At 70.6% G+C, this 14,570-nt stretch carries 12 protein-coding genes; 9 read left to right on the top strand and 3 right to left on the bottom strand.

All coding sequences use genetic code 11. From position 1 onward, the window contains the following. Positions 1–328 (bottom strand): metalloregulator ArsR/SmtB family transcription factor (locus H483_RS28985; protein ID WP_017836807.1); only part of this gene is annotated, 328 nt, incomplete at its 3' end. Positions 329–494: 166 nt separating this feature from the next. Here H483_RS28985 and mptB point away from each other — a divergent pair. The 4 genes from mptB to H483_RS29005 are packed head-to-tail and all read left to right on the top strand — an operon-like array spanning position 495 to position 4,865. Beyond that, entirely contained in the window at positions 495–2,108 is a 1,614-nt protein-coding gene (gene mptB / locus H483_RS28990; protein WP_017836808.1) for a polyprenol phosphomannose-dependent alpha 1,6 mannosyltransferase MptB, read from the top strand. Beyond that, a complete protein-coding gene (locus H483_RS28995; protein WP_017836809.1) occupies positions 2,105–3,040 on the top strand; it encodes an ABC transporter ATP-binding protein in 936 nt (311 codons plus the stop codon). Before mptB ends, H483_RS28995 begins: the two co-directional genes overlap by 4 nt. Further along, the gene (locus H483_RS29000; protein ID WP_017836810.1) at positions 3,037–3,828 is read left to right on the top strand and encodes an ABC transporter permease; all 792 of its coding nucleotides are present in this window, start codon (positions 3,037–3,039) and stop codon (positions 3,826–3,828) included. The genes H483_RS28995 and H483_RS29000 overlap by 4 nt, the downstream gene beginning before the upstream one ends. Before the next feature lie 38 nt (positions 3,829–3,866). Next, complete coding sequence (locus H483_RS29005; protein WP_017836811.1) at positions 3,867–4,865, top strand: heme A synthase; 999 nt, start codon at positions 3,867–3,869, stop codon at positions 4,863–4,865. Positions 4,866–4,974: 109 nt separating this feature from the next. On the opposite strand, the gene H483_RS40105 is transcribed toward H483_RS29005, so the two are convergent. After that, positions 4,975–6,561, bottom strand: coding sequence for a hypothetical protein (locus tag H483_RS40105; RefSeq protein ID WP_017836812.1), 1,587 nt, complete (start codon positions 6,559–6,561; stop codon positions 4,975–4,977). Positions 6,562–6,675: 114 nt separating this feature from the next. On the opposite strand from H483_RS40105, the gene H483_RS29015 reads away from it, so the two are divergent. Beyond that, positions 6,676–7,644, top strand: coding sequence for a quinone oxidoreductase (locus H483_RS29015; protein WP_017836813.1), 969 nt, complete (start codon positions 6,676–6,678; stop codon positions 7,642–7,644). A gap of 3 nt (positions 7,645–7,647) precedes the next feature. On the opposite strand, the gene H483_RS29020 is transcribed toward H483_RS29015, so the two are convergent. Further along, on the bottom strand, positions 7,648–8,679 hold the full coding sequence (locus tag H483_RS29020; RefSeq protein ID WP_371204449.1) for a heme o synthase: 1,032 nt from the start codon (positions 8,677–8,679) through the stop codon (positions 7,648–7,650). 160 nt (positions 8,680–8,839) lie between these two features. Between H483_RS29020 and tkt the strand changes: the two genes are divergently transcribed. From tkt to H483_RS29040, 4 genes are read left to right on the top strand one after another with little or no spacing between them, the layout of a single operon-like run. Next, positions 8,840–10,951 carry a transketolase gene (tkt, locus tag H483_RS29025; protein ID WP_031264866.1) on the top strand — a complete coding sequence of 704 codons (2,112 nt, stop codon included), beginning with the start codon at positions 8,840–8,842 and terminating at the stop codon, positions 10,949–10,951. After that, a complete protein-coding gene (tal, locus tag H483_RS29030) occupies positions 10,948–12,054 on the top strand; it encodes a transaldolase (RefSeq protein WP_017836816.1) in 1,107 nt (368 codons plus the stop codon). Before tkt ends, tal begins: the two co-directional genes overlap by 4 nt. Then, the gene (zwf, locus tag H483_RS29035; RefSeq protein ID WP_017836817.1) at positions 12,051–13,631 is read left to right on the top strand and encodes a glucose-6-phosphate dehydrogenase; all 1,581 of its coding nucleotides are present in this window, start codon (positions 12,051–12,053) and stop codon (positions 13,629–13,631) included. The genes tal and zwf overlap by 4 nt, the downstream gene beginning before the upstream one ends. After that, positions 13,628–14,548: a glucose-6-phosphate dehydrogenase assembly protein OpcA gene (locus tag H483_RS29040; RefSeq protein WP_371204317.1), complete on the top strand. Its 921-nt coding sequence runs from the start codon at positions 13,628–13,630 to the stop codon at positions 14,546–14,548. Before zwf ends, H483_RS29040 begins: the two co-directional genes overlap by 4 nt. The last annotated feature ends 22 nt before the right edge of the window (positions 14,549–14,570 follow it).

Below are 14,570 nucleotides of genomic sequence, written 5' to 3' on the forward strand. Positions count from 1 at the left end.
ACGCCACGGCGGTGGCCCCGCCGATGCGCCGCAGGGCCGACAGGGCCTCCACCGCGAGGTGGTCGTACCCGTGCTGAGCCGAACTGCGGCCCCTCGCGGTGACCCGGAAGGCCTTGGCCGGGCGCCCACGGGTGCCCGCCGGGCGGGTCCGGGTGGCCTCGACCTGTCCGGACTCGACCAGGTGATCCAGATGGCGGCGGACGGCTGCCGCCGTCAACCCGAGCTCCTGCCCGATCTCGGCGGCGGTGAGAGCTCCTCGTTCCAGCAGGAGTTCACGGACGGCCGAGCGGGTGTCGGGTCGCGTGCTGTTCTCGTAGACGTGCTGCACGCTCAACTGACTCTCCCTTCCGGCTATGCTCGGTGCGCCCCGTCCGGGACGTACCACGTCATATTACGCAACACCTTCGTGACGGAAATATTCCCACCCCCGCGAGCCCGGCATTGTCGGCCGGACGCCGTCCTCCTACACCCACCGCGGAGAGAGGCTGAGGCCAGTGGCACCCAGATTCCCGGTCCGCGGCGCGGGAGCGGTCACCGCCCGGCTGCACACCGAGGAGCGATCCACCGGGACACCACCGTCGGCGGAATTGGCCCGCCTCGGACGGATCCGCACGATCGGCACCACCGCCGCCGTCGCCATGGCGGTCGGCGCCCTCGGCGCGGGCGCGCTGCCCGTACTGCAGAACCCCGTCGCCGGCGAGCGGTTGATCGGACTGTGGCTCAGGTTGCAGCAGTCCTCCATGACGGTGGTGATGACCGGGATGGTGGTCGTGACACTGTGCTGGTTACTGCTGGCCCCGTACGTCCTGGGCAGGGACCGCCGGGGACGGTTGAGCGGCCGGATCGACCGCGCCACGCTCGACCGCATCATCGCCTCGTGGGCCCTACCGCTCGCCCTCGCCCCGCCCATGTTCAGCAAGGACGTCTACAGCTACCTGGCCCAGGGCGCCATCGGCAACACCCTCGACGACCCGTACGAACTGGGCCCCGTGTCGGCGCTCGGGACCTCCCATGCGTTGACGGTCAACGTCCCGGACATCTGGCGGGACACCCCCAATCAGTACGGTCCGCTGTTCCTCGGGGTGCAGAAGGTGATCCACGCCCTGACGGGGGACGACGTGGTGGCCGGAACGATCCTGCACCGGGTGGTGGCGATCGTCGGGATCCTCATGCTCGGGTGGGCGGTTCCACGACTGGCCGAATACTGCGGCGTGTCGGACGTGGCGGCACTCTGGTTGGCGGTTGCCAATCCCCTCGTCCTATTCCATCTCGTGTCCGGGATCCACTCCGAGTCCCTCATGATGGGACTGCTGGCCGTCGGGCTCGTCCTGGCCCTGCGCGCCGTGGACTCCCTCGAGTCCGGGCCGCGGACCACCGTGCTCTTCGTCGTCGGGACCGTCCTGGTCACCGGTTCGGCGCTGGTGAAACTGCCCACCGTCGTCGCTCTGGGCTTCGTCGGGATGGCGCTCGCCCGACGGTGGGGTGGCGGCGCCGTCGCCACCGTGCGGGCCGCTCTGGTGATGGTCGTGATCAGCGGTGCCACCACCGGGCTGGCCATGCTCGCCACCTCCTCCGGCCTCGGGTGGATCACGAAGCTCGGGGCGGCCACGTCGCTGCGGAGTTGGCTCTCACCACCCACCGCCACGGGTGTGATCGTCGGCGGGATCGGGCAGTACCTGGGGCTGGGTGACCACACGGCCCAGATCCTGGTGATGGTGCAGACCGCGGCGCTCGTGATCGCCGGCGTGGTCACCATCCGGATGCTGTTCGCGGTCTCCGCGGGACGGATCGATCCGGTCGGCGGACTCGGAGTGTCGATGGCCGCCATCGTCCTGTGCTTCCCCGTGGTGCAGCCCTGGTACGTCCTGTGGGCCCTGGTGCCCCTTGCGGCGTGGGCGTCGACGGTGGGGTTCCGGGTTCCCGTGGTTGCGGTCAGCGCCGTGCTCGCCTGCTTCACCCTCCCGCCGGGTGCGGGCCTGCCGCCGTTCGTCACCGTCCAGGCCTGGGTGGCCACCGTCGTCGCGGTGTCGATACTGCTGATCGCGATGTTCCGCTGGCCGGGGCTGCTGCGCTTCCGGTCGTCGGAGCGACCTAGAATGCTCCCGTGACCTCACCCACCGACTCCCCCGCGCTACTCGTCGAGGGACTCGTCAAGAGGTTCGGGCAGACCACCGCCGTGGCAGGACTGGACCTTCGCCTCGACCGCGGTGAGGTGATGGCGCTCCTCGGTCCCAACGGAGCCGGCAAGACCACCACGGTCGAGGTCTGCGAAGGGTTTCTGCGGCCGGACGGCGGAACCCTTCGTGTGCTGGGTCTGGACCCCGTGTCCGATCGTCAGCGCGTTCGCAGTCGCATCGGGATGATGCTCCAGGGCGGCGGGGCCTACCCCGCCGCGCGTGTCGGCGAGATGGTCCGTCTGGTCGCCTCGTACTACGCGGACCCCCTCGACCCGGACTGGCTGCTCGACGAGCTGGGACTCAGCGATCACCTCACCACCCCCTACCGGCGTCTGTCCGGTGGCCAGCAACAGCGGCTCTCCCTCGCCATCGCGGTGATCGGCCGACCTGAACTGGTATTCCTCGACGAGCCCACCGCCGGACTCGACGCACAGTCCCGGCGGGCGGTGTGGGACCTGGTCCGGGCACTGCGTCGGGACGGCGCAGCCGTCCTGCTGACAACACACCTCATGGACGAGGCCGCCGCCCTGGCCGACGAGGTGGTGATCATCGACCACGGTCGCCGAGTGGCTGCCGGGACGCCGACCGAGCTCGCGCGGGCGGGGACCTCCGAGGGCGTGACCCTGGTCGTCGACGGCGAGGCCTCGCCGACGCTTCTGAGCCGCGCCCTCGGACCGGACCACACGGTGACGGCGGGGGCCGCGGCCGGGATCCTCGAGGTCCACGGCCCGGTGTCCCCCGCACTCATGACCAGCCTCTGCGCGGCACTGGAGGACTCCGGAGTCCAACTCACCTCCCTGGCCACCCGCGCCAGGAGCCTCGAAGAGGTCTTCCTCGACCTGACCGGACGGGATCTGCGATGACCGACACCCCCACGGGAACCAACCGCTTCGCGCCGGGGACGTTCGCCCCACCGTCCGCACCCGCCCCCCTCCCCCGGATGGCGGCGTCGCAGACCCGCATGGAGCTGACGCTCTTCCTGCGTAACGGCGAGCAGCTCCTGGTGGCCCTCGTGATTCCCGTCGCGGTCCTGTTCGCGCTCACCGCGATCGAATTCGGCTCGATCCCGCAGCCGAGGATCGACTACGCGATCACCGCGGTGTTGACACTCTCCGTCATGGGTACCGCGTTCACCGGCCAGGCCATCGCCGTCGGCTTCGATCGTCGCTACGGTGCCCTGAAACGACTCGGTGGTACTCCTCTGCCGACCGCCGTCATCATCGGGGGCAAGATCCTGGCCACACTGATCCTGGTCGCCGGCCAGGCCGTCCTTCTCGGCGTGATCGCGGCCGGGCTCGGGTGGCGCCCCGGCGCCGCCGGCCTCGCGGTGGGCGCGGTGATGATCGCACTCGGATCCGTCGCCTTCTCCTCGATGGGGCTGCTGCTCGGGGGCACTCTGCGTGCCGAGATCGTGTTGGCGCTGGCCAATCTCATCTGGTTCGTCCTGATCGGTGCGGCCGGTCTGGCCATCGGGGTGGCGACGCTGCCCGGCTGGCTCCACGACATCCTCGTCGTCGTGCCGTCATACGCCCTGACCAGCGCGCTCGTGACCTCGATCGAGGGAGGGTTCCCCGCCCTGGCGGCCGTGGTGCTGACCGGGTGGACCGCGGTCTGCGCCGGTCTGGCCGTGCGGCACTTCTCCTTCACCTGATCGCGGGTTGCCCGGAGCGCCCGCCTAGAATCGGGTGCGTGACCTCGACTTCGCGCGCCCCGAAATCCGGCAGCCCGGCCACGAGCGAACCCCCCGGACCGAGGGGGCCGCTGGCCCGGCTGCCGCTCCCGTCGATCCGGCTGCAGAAGGGCCTCGCGCTGGCCAACGTGCTCGCCCAGATCGGCATCATGACCACCGGGGTGACCGTCCGGGTGACCGCGTCGGGTCTGGGCTGCGAGACGTGGCCACGGTGCAATCAGGACAGCTTTGTCCCCGTCGCCGGGGCGGGCCCCGCGCTGCACCAGGCCATCGAGTTCGGGAACAGGCTGCTCACCTTCGTGTTGGTCGCGGTGGCCGCCGCGCTGCTGCTCGCGCTGCTCCGCGCGGGGCGACGCAGCGAGCTCATCTGGCTCGCCCTCGCCATGCCCGCGGGGATCGTGGCGCAGGCGGTGATCGGAGGCATCACCGTCCTGGCGGGCCTGGTGTGGTGGACCGTCGCGCTCCACCTGCTGCCGTCCATGATCCTGGCCTGGCTCGCGGCCGTCCTGTTCGTGCGGGTCGGTGAGTCCGACGACTCCCCCGCCCGCCGCGTCCTGCCCCCACCGCTGTCCTGGCTCATCGTGCTCTCCGCCGTGCTCCTGGCCGGGGTGTTGGTGACCGGCACCATGGTCACCGGAGCGGGCCCCCACGCCGGTGACGCCCGGATCGGGGCCGCGGACCGTCTCCAGATGCCGATCCAGTGGCTGGTCCACTTCCACGCGGAACTGATGGTCGGGTACGTCTGCCTGCTCATCGGCCTCGCGTTCGGCCTCCTCGCACTGCGTGCGGAGGGACCGGCGATCCGGCGTTGCCTGATCCTGATCGCCCTGATCGCGGCGCAGGCGGTCGTGGGGATCACCCAGTATCAGCTGGGTGTGCCGGAGATGCTGGTGGTGCTGCACGTGACGCTGGCCGGGGCGATCACCGCCGTGACCGGAGCCCTCTGGGCCTCGGCCGTCATCCGGGAACCCGCGGTCGCGAGCGCACGGGCCGCGTAGCCCGCCCGAGAGGCGGGCTCGCACCCGCGGACACGATCACACGGAGAACGGCCCCGCCCCGGGCGGGGCCGTTCTCGTCCTATCGGAGCCTTGTCGTCTTACCGGGGCGTCAGAGCAGGGATCCGGAACCGGCCATCCGCTTCCAGTGGCCGGCGGGCACATCGGTGTGCGAGACCAGCTCGCGCGTCCAGTCCGACCCGGTCAGCCCGGGGACCCCGTCCCGTACCGCCTCGGCCTCGGCCAGGGTGTCGACCATGTAGTCGTCCATGACGCCGTCGGCGCCCACGAACGTCAGGCGGACGCCCGTCCGGCCGGTGGGCTGGAGGACCAGGTCGGCCTTGCCGCCGTGTCGGGCGAGGAACTTCTCCACGAACTTCACGGCCGCGGGGGGCGGGGTGGGTCCTGCGGGGACCTTCTCGACCGTGATCGGATCGATCTTCTCCGCCGACGCCTTCTGCGCAGCGGCCGCCTCGGGGGACTTGTCGTCGGGAGCCGGCTCGTCCGCCGGGGGTGTGGCGACCGGCTGAGACGCGGCCGGGGCGTCGGCGGGTCGTGAGGCGGCGGAGGGCGCCGTGGTCTCCTCGGGTGCCTCGGCAGCGGCGGATTTCGTCGCGGGGGCCTCGGTCGTGTCCGCTGAGGGAGCTTCGGATCCGCCACCCAGGGTCAGGCCCGCGGACCCGCCCCCGGGGGCCTTGGCCTTGGATCCGCCACCGAGCGTGAGTCCACCCTGCTTGCCGCCGCCGGGGGCCTTGGCGCCCGAACCGCCGCCGAGGGTGAGCCCGCCGGACTTCTTGGCCGCCGGCGCCTGATCGGTGCTCGCCGCTGCCTCCTCGGTCGTCTCAGCCGCGCCAGCGGCCTTGACCTCTTCGGCCTTGACCGCATCTGTCTTGTCGCCGGCTGGCGCGGCGGCGTCGGGGGCCTGCGTGGTGGCGGGCTCGCTCGACGTCGCGGCCTTGGATGCGGCGGAGGCGGCCGCGGCACCCGCGCCGCCGCCCAGGACCAGTGAGCCGGCGGACTTTCCACCCGGGGCCTTGGCCGTCGTGCGGCCACCGAGCGTCAGGCCGCCACCGGCGGGTGCGGCGGGGCCGCCCTCGGCCGCGGGCTCCGAGGCAGTGGGTTCCGAGCTAGTGGGCTCCGAGTTGGTGGACTCTGTGACCGGGGTATTCGCCTGGTCATCCGCGGAGTCGGAGGCGCCCGCCTCGGACGCGGCTGCGGGCTCGGGTGCGGCGGACGTGGGCGAGCTCGCAGGGGCAGGAGTCCCGCTGCCCTCGATCTCCTTGATCCGAGATCCGTGCAGGGACGATGCGCCGCCTCCCGGGGCCTTGGGGGCGCGGCGTCCCAGGCTCAATCCGACGGAGGGAGTCGCGGCTGCTTCGGCGGGAGCAGTGCCGGAGGGCGCCGACCCGGCCGGCGACGAGCTGGCGGCGGCCTCCTGCGCTGTGGCGTCCTCTGCCGGTGCATCCTCGGACTGTGCTGCGGCTTCTTCCCCGGCGACAGCCTCGTCGGCCGCGGGTGCCTCGTCGGCGGCGGGTGCCTCGTCGGCCGCGGCGGGTGCCTGATCGGCTATCTCGTCGACGGCGGCGGGTGCCTGATCGGGTTCCGAGACGGCACCGGACCCACCGATGGTGACGGCGGACCGACCGGTCGCCCGGGCTCGCGGTCCCCCGGCGTACTGGGAAAGGATCTGCAGGCTCATGGTGGTACCTTATCGCCTCCGGTTCCCGCGACCGCCTGCCGCTCCCGGGGAGCTGCCATATGGCTCGGCGATATCCGGGCTGCGCCGCCCCCGGTCGTCCCGGATACTGGGAGCATGCGTGCGATCCGGATCTCAGAACACGGTGGCCCCGACGTCCTTCGGCCGGCCGAGGTCGAGACGCCCTCGCCGGGTCCCGGCGAGGTCCTCGTCCGGACCACGGCCATCGGCGTCAACTTCATCGACACCTACTTCCGGGAGGGCGTCTACCAGTCCGCGTTGCCGTACATCCCGGGAAGCGAGGGAGCCGGGATCGTCGAGTCGGTCGGCGAGGGCACGCCCGACATCGTGGCCGGGGACCTGGTGGCCTGGTGTCAGATCCCCGGTTCCTACGCCCAGTACGTGGTGGCTCCGGCCGAGGCGCTGGTCACTGTCCCCGAGGAGGTGCCCGATGGTGTCGCCGCGTCGATGCTCCTCCAGGGGCTCACCGCCCATTACCTGATCACCGACACCCATCGCGCGCATGGAGGGGACACCGTGTTGATCACCGCCGGCGCCGGAGGTGTGGGTCAGCTCCTCATCCAGATGGCGGTGGCGCGGGGTTACCGGGTGATCACCACGACCTCGACGGAGTCGAAAGCCCGGATATGCAGGGACCTGGGTGCACATCAGGTGCTGCTCTATCCGGAGGCCACGCCCGATCGGATCCGCGAACTGTCCGGCGGTGGTGTGGAGGTGGTGTTCGACGGGGTCGGGCGGGACACCTTCGACACGAGTCTGGCGTCACTCGCGCGACGCGGGACCCTGGTCCTGTTCGGCGCCGCGAGCGGTCCCGTACCGCCGGTGGATCCGCAGCGACTCAATGCGGCCGGCTCGGTGTTCCTGACCCGTCCCACGCTCGGCGACTTCATCGCGACCACGGAGGAGTACCGCGAACGTGCTGCGGAGGTGATGGAAGGTCTGGTGGGCGGTTCGCTCGTCCTCGACGTCGGTGCGACCTTCGGGCTCACCGATGCGGCGCAGGCGCACCGTGCCCTTCAGGCCCGGCGCACCACTGGGTCGATCACACTCGACCCCTCCCGGTAAGGGTCAGAACAGGGCCAACGCCCCCGACAGGGTCTCGAGGCCGAGAACCGCGTCGATGGACAGGGCAACGAAGACCGCGGCCAGGTAGTTGTTCGAGAGGATGAAGAGCTTGAGGGGTTTGACCTCGACACCTCTGCGCACACCGGCCTCGAGGCGGTGCGCCATGACGATGAACCACACTCCGAAGCCGACCGCGCCCACCGCGTAGATCCACCCCGCCGCGGGGATGAGTGCGAAAGTGCACAGAACGGTGGCCCAGGTGTAGAGGGTGATCCGGCGGGTGACGCCTTCAGCCGACATCACCACGGGCAGCATCGGCACACCGGCCGCCTTGTAGTCCTCCTTGTACCGCATCGCGAGAGCCCAGGTGTGGGGCGGCGTCCAGAAGAAGATGATGAGGAACAGGACGATCGCCTGCCACCAGTTGTGCGGCTGGCCCTCGGGGAGGTGATCGGTGATGACCGCCCAGGACACGAGTACGGGCATGCATCCGGCGGCGCCACCCCACACCACGTTCTGGGCGGTGCGTCGCTTGAGGATCATCGTGTAGACGAAGACGTAGAAGCAGATCGTGGCCAGGATGAACGCGGCCGCCAGCCAGCTCTGCGCCAGGAGACCCAACCAGAGCATGCTGGACGCGCCGAGCACCAGACCGAAGACCAACGCGGCTCGCGGTGTCACGGCGTGGCGGGCCAGGGGGCGCCGCTCGGTCCGCTTCATGACCTTGTCGATGTCGGCGTCGACCACCATGTTGAGGGTGTTGGCGCTGGCGGCACCCAGCCAACCGCCGACCAGCGTCAGCAGCACCAGTCCCAGGTGGACCTGCCCGCGGTCGGCCTGCAGCATCGCGGGGATGGCGGCGACCAGGAGCAACTCGATGACGCGCGGTTTGGTGAGGGCGATGTACGACATCACCACATCGGCTGCGCGGGCGCTCCCGCTCGCCGGAGCCGGCCGCCCCGAGGACTCTGGAGGGGAGACGGACGGCCCCCCACTCCGGGTCGGGGTGGAATCGTGCACCGGAACTCCTCGCAGCAGATGTCAACGCACTACCCGGCCGATACTACGTCCCCCCTGCACGCTCCGCGAAAGAGCGGGGGCGGGGACCGCCCGACCCCGGGCGACGGTGACCACTAAGGTGGTCCACGACATCCGCGCGGATCCGCGCCGCACCCTCGACCCGGGAGAACCACAAGTGACCAGCGCGTCGGAGATCACCGAGCTCACCACCGCCCGCCACCCGTCGGACTGGACCGAACTGGACACCCGTGCGGTCGACACCGCGCGCGTCCTGGCCGCCGAGGCCGTGCAGAACTGCGGTAGCGGTCACCCGGGCACCGCCATGAGCCTGGCGCCCCTGGCCTACACGCTCTACCAGCGGGTGATGCGCCACGACCCGTCGGACCCGAAGTGGGTGGGGCGGGACCGCTTCGTCCTGTCCTGTGGCCACACGTCGCTCACCCAGTACATCCAGCTGTACCTCGCCGGCTTCGGCCTGGAGCTCGAGGATCTCAAGGCGCTGCGCACCTGGGGCTCCAAGACCCCGGGGCATCCCGAGTGGAACCACACCGACGGGGTGGAGATCACCACCGGGCCGCTCGGACAGGGGCTGGCCTCCGCCGTGGGGATGGCCATGGCCGCCCGGTACGAGCGGGGCCTGTTCGACCCTGACGCCCCGGCCGGCAAGAGCCCGTTCGACCACTTCGTCTACGTGATCGCCTCGGACGGCGACGTCCAGGAAGGTGTGACCGCCGAGGCCTGCTCGTTGGCGGGGACCCAGCAGCTCGGGAACCTCATCGCGATCTACGACGACAACAAGATCTCGATCGAGGACGACACCCAGATCGCCTTCACCGAGGACGTGGCCGCCCGCTACGAGGCATACGGCTGGCACGTCCAGACGGTCCACGGGGGTGAGGACATCGAGGCCATCGAGGACGCCATCGCCGACGCGCGCGCGGTCACCGACAAGCCGTCGATCATCGTCCTGCGCACGGTGATCGCCTACCCCGCCCCCACCAAGATGAATACCGGGGCCTCGCACGGTTCGGCCCTCGGACAGGCGGAGGTGGACGCGGTCAAGGAGGCCCTCGGCATGGGCGGCACCGAGCCGTTCACCGTCGACGACGAGGTGATCGCCCACACCCGCGCGGCGCGCGACCGTGGCGCCCGCGTCCACGCGCAGTGGAGCGACATGTTCCACGAGTGGGCTGAGGCGAACCCCGGTGCGAAGGACCTCTTCGACAGGCTCTACTCCGGCCAGCTGCCCGAGGGGTGGGACGCCGACCTCCCGAGGTGGGAGGCCGACCCCAAGGGTGTCGCCACCCGTAAGGCGTCAGCCAAGGCCATCCAGGCGCTCGCCGGGACCCTCCCGGAGCTGTGGGGCGGATCAGCCGACCTGGCTGGCTCCAACAACACCCAGATCGAGGGGGCCGACTCCTTCGGTCCACCGTCGATCTCCACCGGGACGTGGACGGCGTCCCCATACGGTCGCAACCTCCACTTCGGCGTCCGCGAACACGCCATGGGCGCGATCCTCAACGGGATCGCCCTGCACGGCCCGACCCGGCCCTACGGCGGGACCTTCCTCATCTTCAGCGAGTACATGCGTCCGGCCGTCCGGCTCGCCGCGCTCCAGGGCAGCAATGCCTACTACGTCTGGACCCACGATTCGATCGGTCTGGGCGAGGACGGCCCCACCCACCAGCCGGTCGAGCAACTCGCGGCACTGCGGGCCATCCCCGGGTTGGCCGTCCTGCGGCCGGCGGACGCCAATGAGACGGCGGCCGCGTGGCGCGCGATGCTCGTCGCTCTCGACGGCCCCAAGGGGCTCTGCCTGACCCGGCAGGACATCCCCGTCCTCGAGGGCACGGCCGAGTCGGCCCGGGAGGGCGTCGAACGCGGCGGTTACGTGATCGCCGAGGCGTCGACCGGGTCCCCCGAGGTCATCCTGATGGGCACCGGGTCCGAGGTGCACCTGGCGGTCGAGGCACGCGAGGTTCTCGAGGCGGAGGGCGTTGCGACCCGGGTCGTGTCCATGCCGTGCATCGAGTTCTTCGACCAGCAGGACCCGGAGTACCGCGAGTCGGTCCTCCCCCGGTCGGTCCGCGCCCGGGTGAGTGTGGAAGCCGGGATCTCGATGCCGTGGTACCGCTTCCTCGGCGACGCGGGCCGGGCGGTGTCGTTGGAACACTTCGGCGCCTCCGCCCCCTACCAGACCTTGTACACCGAATTCGGGATCACCGCCGACGCCGTGGTCACCGCCGCCCGCGAATCCCTCGCGGCCGTCACCGGGGAGTCATCATGACCAACGCGAATCTCGCCGCACTGAGCGCCGCCGGCGTCTCGGTCTGGCTGGACGATCTGTCACGCCAGCTGCTCACCTCCGGGGAACTCGAGGAGCGGATGTCGACCTATTCGGTCGTGGGAGTCACCACCAATCCCGCGATCTTCCAGGCCGCGCTGGCCGACTCCTCGGCCTACGAGTCCGCGCTCACCGAGGCGGTCCGCGCGGACAGGGACGTCGATTCGGTGGTGCGCTCGCTCACCACGGCCGACGTGAGGGACGCCTGCGACCTCCTGGCCGGCGTGTTCGAGGCCACCGACGGGGTCGACGGACGCGTCTCGCTGGAGGTCGATCCCCGGCTGGCGGAGGACACCGAGGGCACGGTGGCCCAGGCCGTCGAGCTCTCGGACGTGGTCGACCGGCCCAACCTCATGATCAAGATCCCGGCCACCACGGCGGGGTTGCCCGCGATCACGGAGGTGATCGGGCGCGGGATCGATGTCAACGTGACCCTCATCTTCTCGGCCGAGCAGTACCGCGCGGTCGCGGAGGCGTACCTCTCGGGACTGGAGAGAGCAGCCGACGCCGGTCACGATCTGTCCCGCATCCACTCGGTGGCCTCGGTGTTCGTCAGCCGCCTCGACACCGAGATCGACTCCCGCCTTCCCGGCGACTCCGCCCTGCGGGGCAGGGCGGGACTCGCCAACGCGCGGTTGTGTCAGGACGTGTACGACGAGGTCTACGACACCACCGGCCGCTTCGGTGATCTGGCCGCGCGGGGTGCCCACCCCCAGCGGTTGCTCTGGGCGTCCACCGGGGTCAAGGATCCGGCCTACCCGGACACCCTCTACATCAGCGGCCTGGTCACCCACGGCACCGTCAACACGATGCCCTTCGCGACGATGGAGGCGTTCGCCGACCATGGTCAGCTGCAGGGTGACACGGTGCGAGGCACCGGCGAGGCCTCCCGGGAGACCCTCGAGGCGCTCCGCGCGGAGGGGATCGACCTCGACGAGGTCTTCTCGTTGCTCGAGCGGCAGGGCGTGAGCAAGTTCGTCAGCGCGTGGGACGACCTGATCTCCACGGTCACCGCGCGGATCGACGAGATCCCCTCGGGGTCGTGACCGAACCGGCCGGTCGGTCCTCCCCCACCGTCGGCGACACCGTCGGCGGGCCGGAGGGGTCGGCCAACCCGCTCCGCGATCCTCGGGATCGCCGCCTGCCCCGGATCGCCGGCCCGTCCGGTCTCGTGATCTTCGGGGTCACGGGTGATCTCTCCAAGAAGAAGCTCATCCCCGCCGTCTACGACCTCGCGAACCGGGGTCTGCTCCCGCCGGGATTCTGTCTCATCGGCTTCGGTCGACGTCGCTGGACCCACGCCGAGTTCGCCGAATTCGCCCGAGACCACGCGCGTGAGCGGTGCCGTACCCCGTTCCGTGAGGACGTGTGGGAGCAACTGGCAGCGGGACTGCGGTTCGTCACCGGGACCTTCGACGACGACGAGGGCTTCGATCACCTTGCGCAGCAGCTGACCGCCCTGGAGTCAGAACGGGGCACGGCCGGGAACTACGCGTTCTACCTGTCCGTCCCCCCTGACGACTTCCCCACGGTCTGTCGGCACCTCGACCGCACCGGGTGCACCAGGTCGGCCGACGGGTCATGGCGCCGGGTGGTGATCGAGAAGCCCTTCGGCCACGATCTGGCGAGTGCTCGCGAGCTCAACGCGGTGGTGGGCGCCGTCTTCCCCGAGGACTCGGTGTTCCGCATCGATCACTACCTGGGCAAGGAGACGGTCCAGAACATCCTCGCACTGCGCTTCGCCAACCAGCTCTTCGAACCGGTGTGGAACGCCAATCACGTCGACCACGTCCAGATCACTATGGCCGAGGACATCGGCCTGGGCGGCCGGGCCGGGTACTACGACGGGATCGGGGCGGCACGCGACGTCATCCAGAACCACCTCATCCAGCTCATGGCACTGGTGGCCATGGAGGAACCCACGGACTTCTCCGCCGCCGCACTACGGGCGGAGAAGACCAAGGTCCTCGAGTCCACCTCACTCGCGCTCCCGATCTCCGAGACCGCGGCCCGGGGCCAGTACTCCGGTGGTTGGCAGGGGTCCGAGCAGGTGGTGGGGCTCAACGACGAGGACGGTTACGATCCGTCCTCGACCACCGAGACCTACGCCGCGATCACCCTCGAGGTCCACAACAGGCGCTGGGCCGGGGTCCCGTTCTACCTGCGCACCGGCAAGCGGCTGGGCCGTCGCGTGACCGAGATCGCGGTGGTCTTCCGCCGTGCGCCGCACCTGCCCTTCGACGCGACGATGACCCAGGAATTGGGTCAGAACGCCCTGGTGATCCGGGTGCAGCCGGACGAGGGCGTGACATTGCGCTTCGGGTCCAAGGTGCCCGGGACGGCGATGGAGGTCCGCGACGTCAACATGGACTTCGCCTACGGCGAGGCGTTCACCGAGTCGTCCCCCGAGGCCTACGAGCGGCTGATCCTGGACGTCCTACTCGGCGAGCCGTCGCTCTTCCCGGTCTCGCGGGAGGTGGAGTTGAGTTGGATGCTGCTCGATCCCGTCCTCGACGCATGGGCTGCCGGGGGTACCCCGGAGAAGTACCAGGCCGGGACGTGGGGCCCGCGTGGTGCCGACGAGATCCTGGCCCGCAGTGGCCGCGCATGGAGGCGACCGTGATCATCGACCTGCCCGACACCTCGACCCGCGAGATATCCAAGAAGCTCGTGCAGATCCGCGAGGACGCGGGACTGAGCACGATCGGCCGGGTGCTCACGCTCATCGTCCTCACCGATCATGTCGGCGGCAGCGAATCCGCGATCGAGGCCGCCAACGACGCCAGCCGCGAGCACCCCTGTCGTGTGATCGTCGTGATCCGTGGCAACCGCGCCAGGGCGGACCGGCTCGACGGTCAGATCCGTGTCGGAGGCGATGCGGGGGCGGCCGAGGTCGTGGTGCTGCGGACATCGGGGGCGATGGCGTCGCAGTCGGCCTCGTTGGTCACCCCGCTGCTCCTGCCCGACACCCCGCTCGCGGTGTGGTGGCCCAGGCATTCGCCGACACTGTTGGCGGAGGACAAGGTCGGCCGTCTGGCACGGCGGCGGATCGTCGACTCCGATGCCGAGGGTCACCCGACGGACGCGCTGGCCAAGCGGGCGGCCGGCTACGTTCCGGGTGACACCGATCTGGCCTGGGCCAGGGTGACGCACTGGCGCTCGCTCCTGGCCGCGACCCTGGACCGCCCCCCGTTCGAGACGATCACCGGCGCCACGGTGTGTGGGCCCGAACGGGCCGCCTCCGTGGACCTCGCAGGCGGGTGGCTCGCCTCCCGTCTGGGGATCGACGTCCACCGCGCGGTGGGGCCGCGCATGGTGGTCCTGGAGCGCGCCTCCGGATCGATCGTCATCGAGCAGGTGAGCCCCACCTCCGCGGAGCTGCGGATCACCGGCCAGACTCCCACGCGGGTGACACTGGTCAAGCGGAGCGTGGCGGACTGCCTCGCCGAGGAGCTCCGCCGCATGGACACCGACGGTGTGTACGCCGACGCCCTGGCGAGCCACGACCGGGTGATCTACACCTCGGCATCCGTGCGCTGAGCGGGGACGCCCGGGGACCAGC

The organism is Dietzia sp. UCD-THP (assembly GCF_000349585.1).
Taxonomy (GTDB): domain Bacteria; phylum Actinomycetota; class Actinomycetes; order Mycobacteriales; family Mycobacteriaceae; genus Dietzia; species Dietzia natronolimnaea_A.

Coding starts and splice junctions, on each gene's coding strand:
- H483_RS29000 (WP_017836810.1), top strand. CDS start 3,037: ATGACCGACACCCCCACGGGAACCAACCGCTTCGCGCCGGGGACGTTC.
- H483_RS40105 (WP_017836812.1), bottom strand. CDS start 6,561: ATGAGCCTGCAGATCCTTTCCCAGTACGCCGGGGGACCGCGAGCCCGG.
- H483_RS29015 (WP_017836813.1), top strand. CDS start 6,676: ATGCGTGCGATCCGGATCTCAGAACACGGTGGCCCCGACGTCCTTCGG.
- tal (WP_017836816.1), top strand. CDS start 10,948: ATGACCAACGCGAATCTCGCCGCACTGAGCGCCGCCGGCGTCTCGGTC.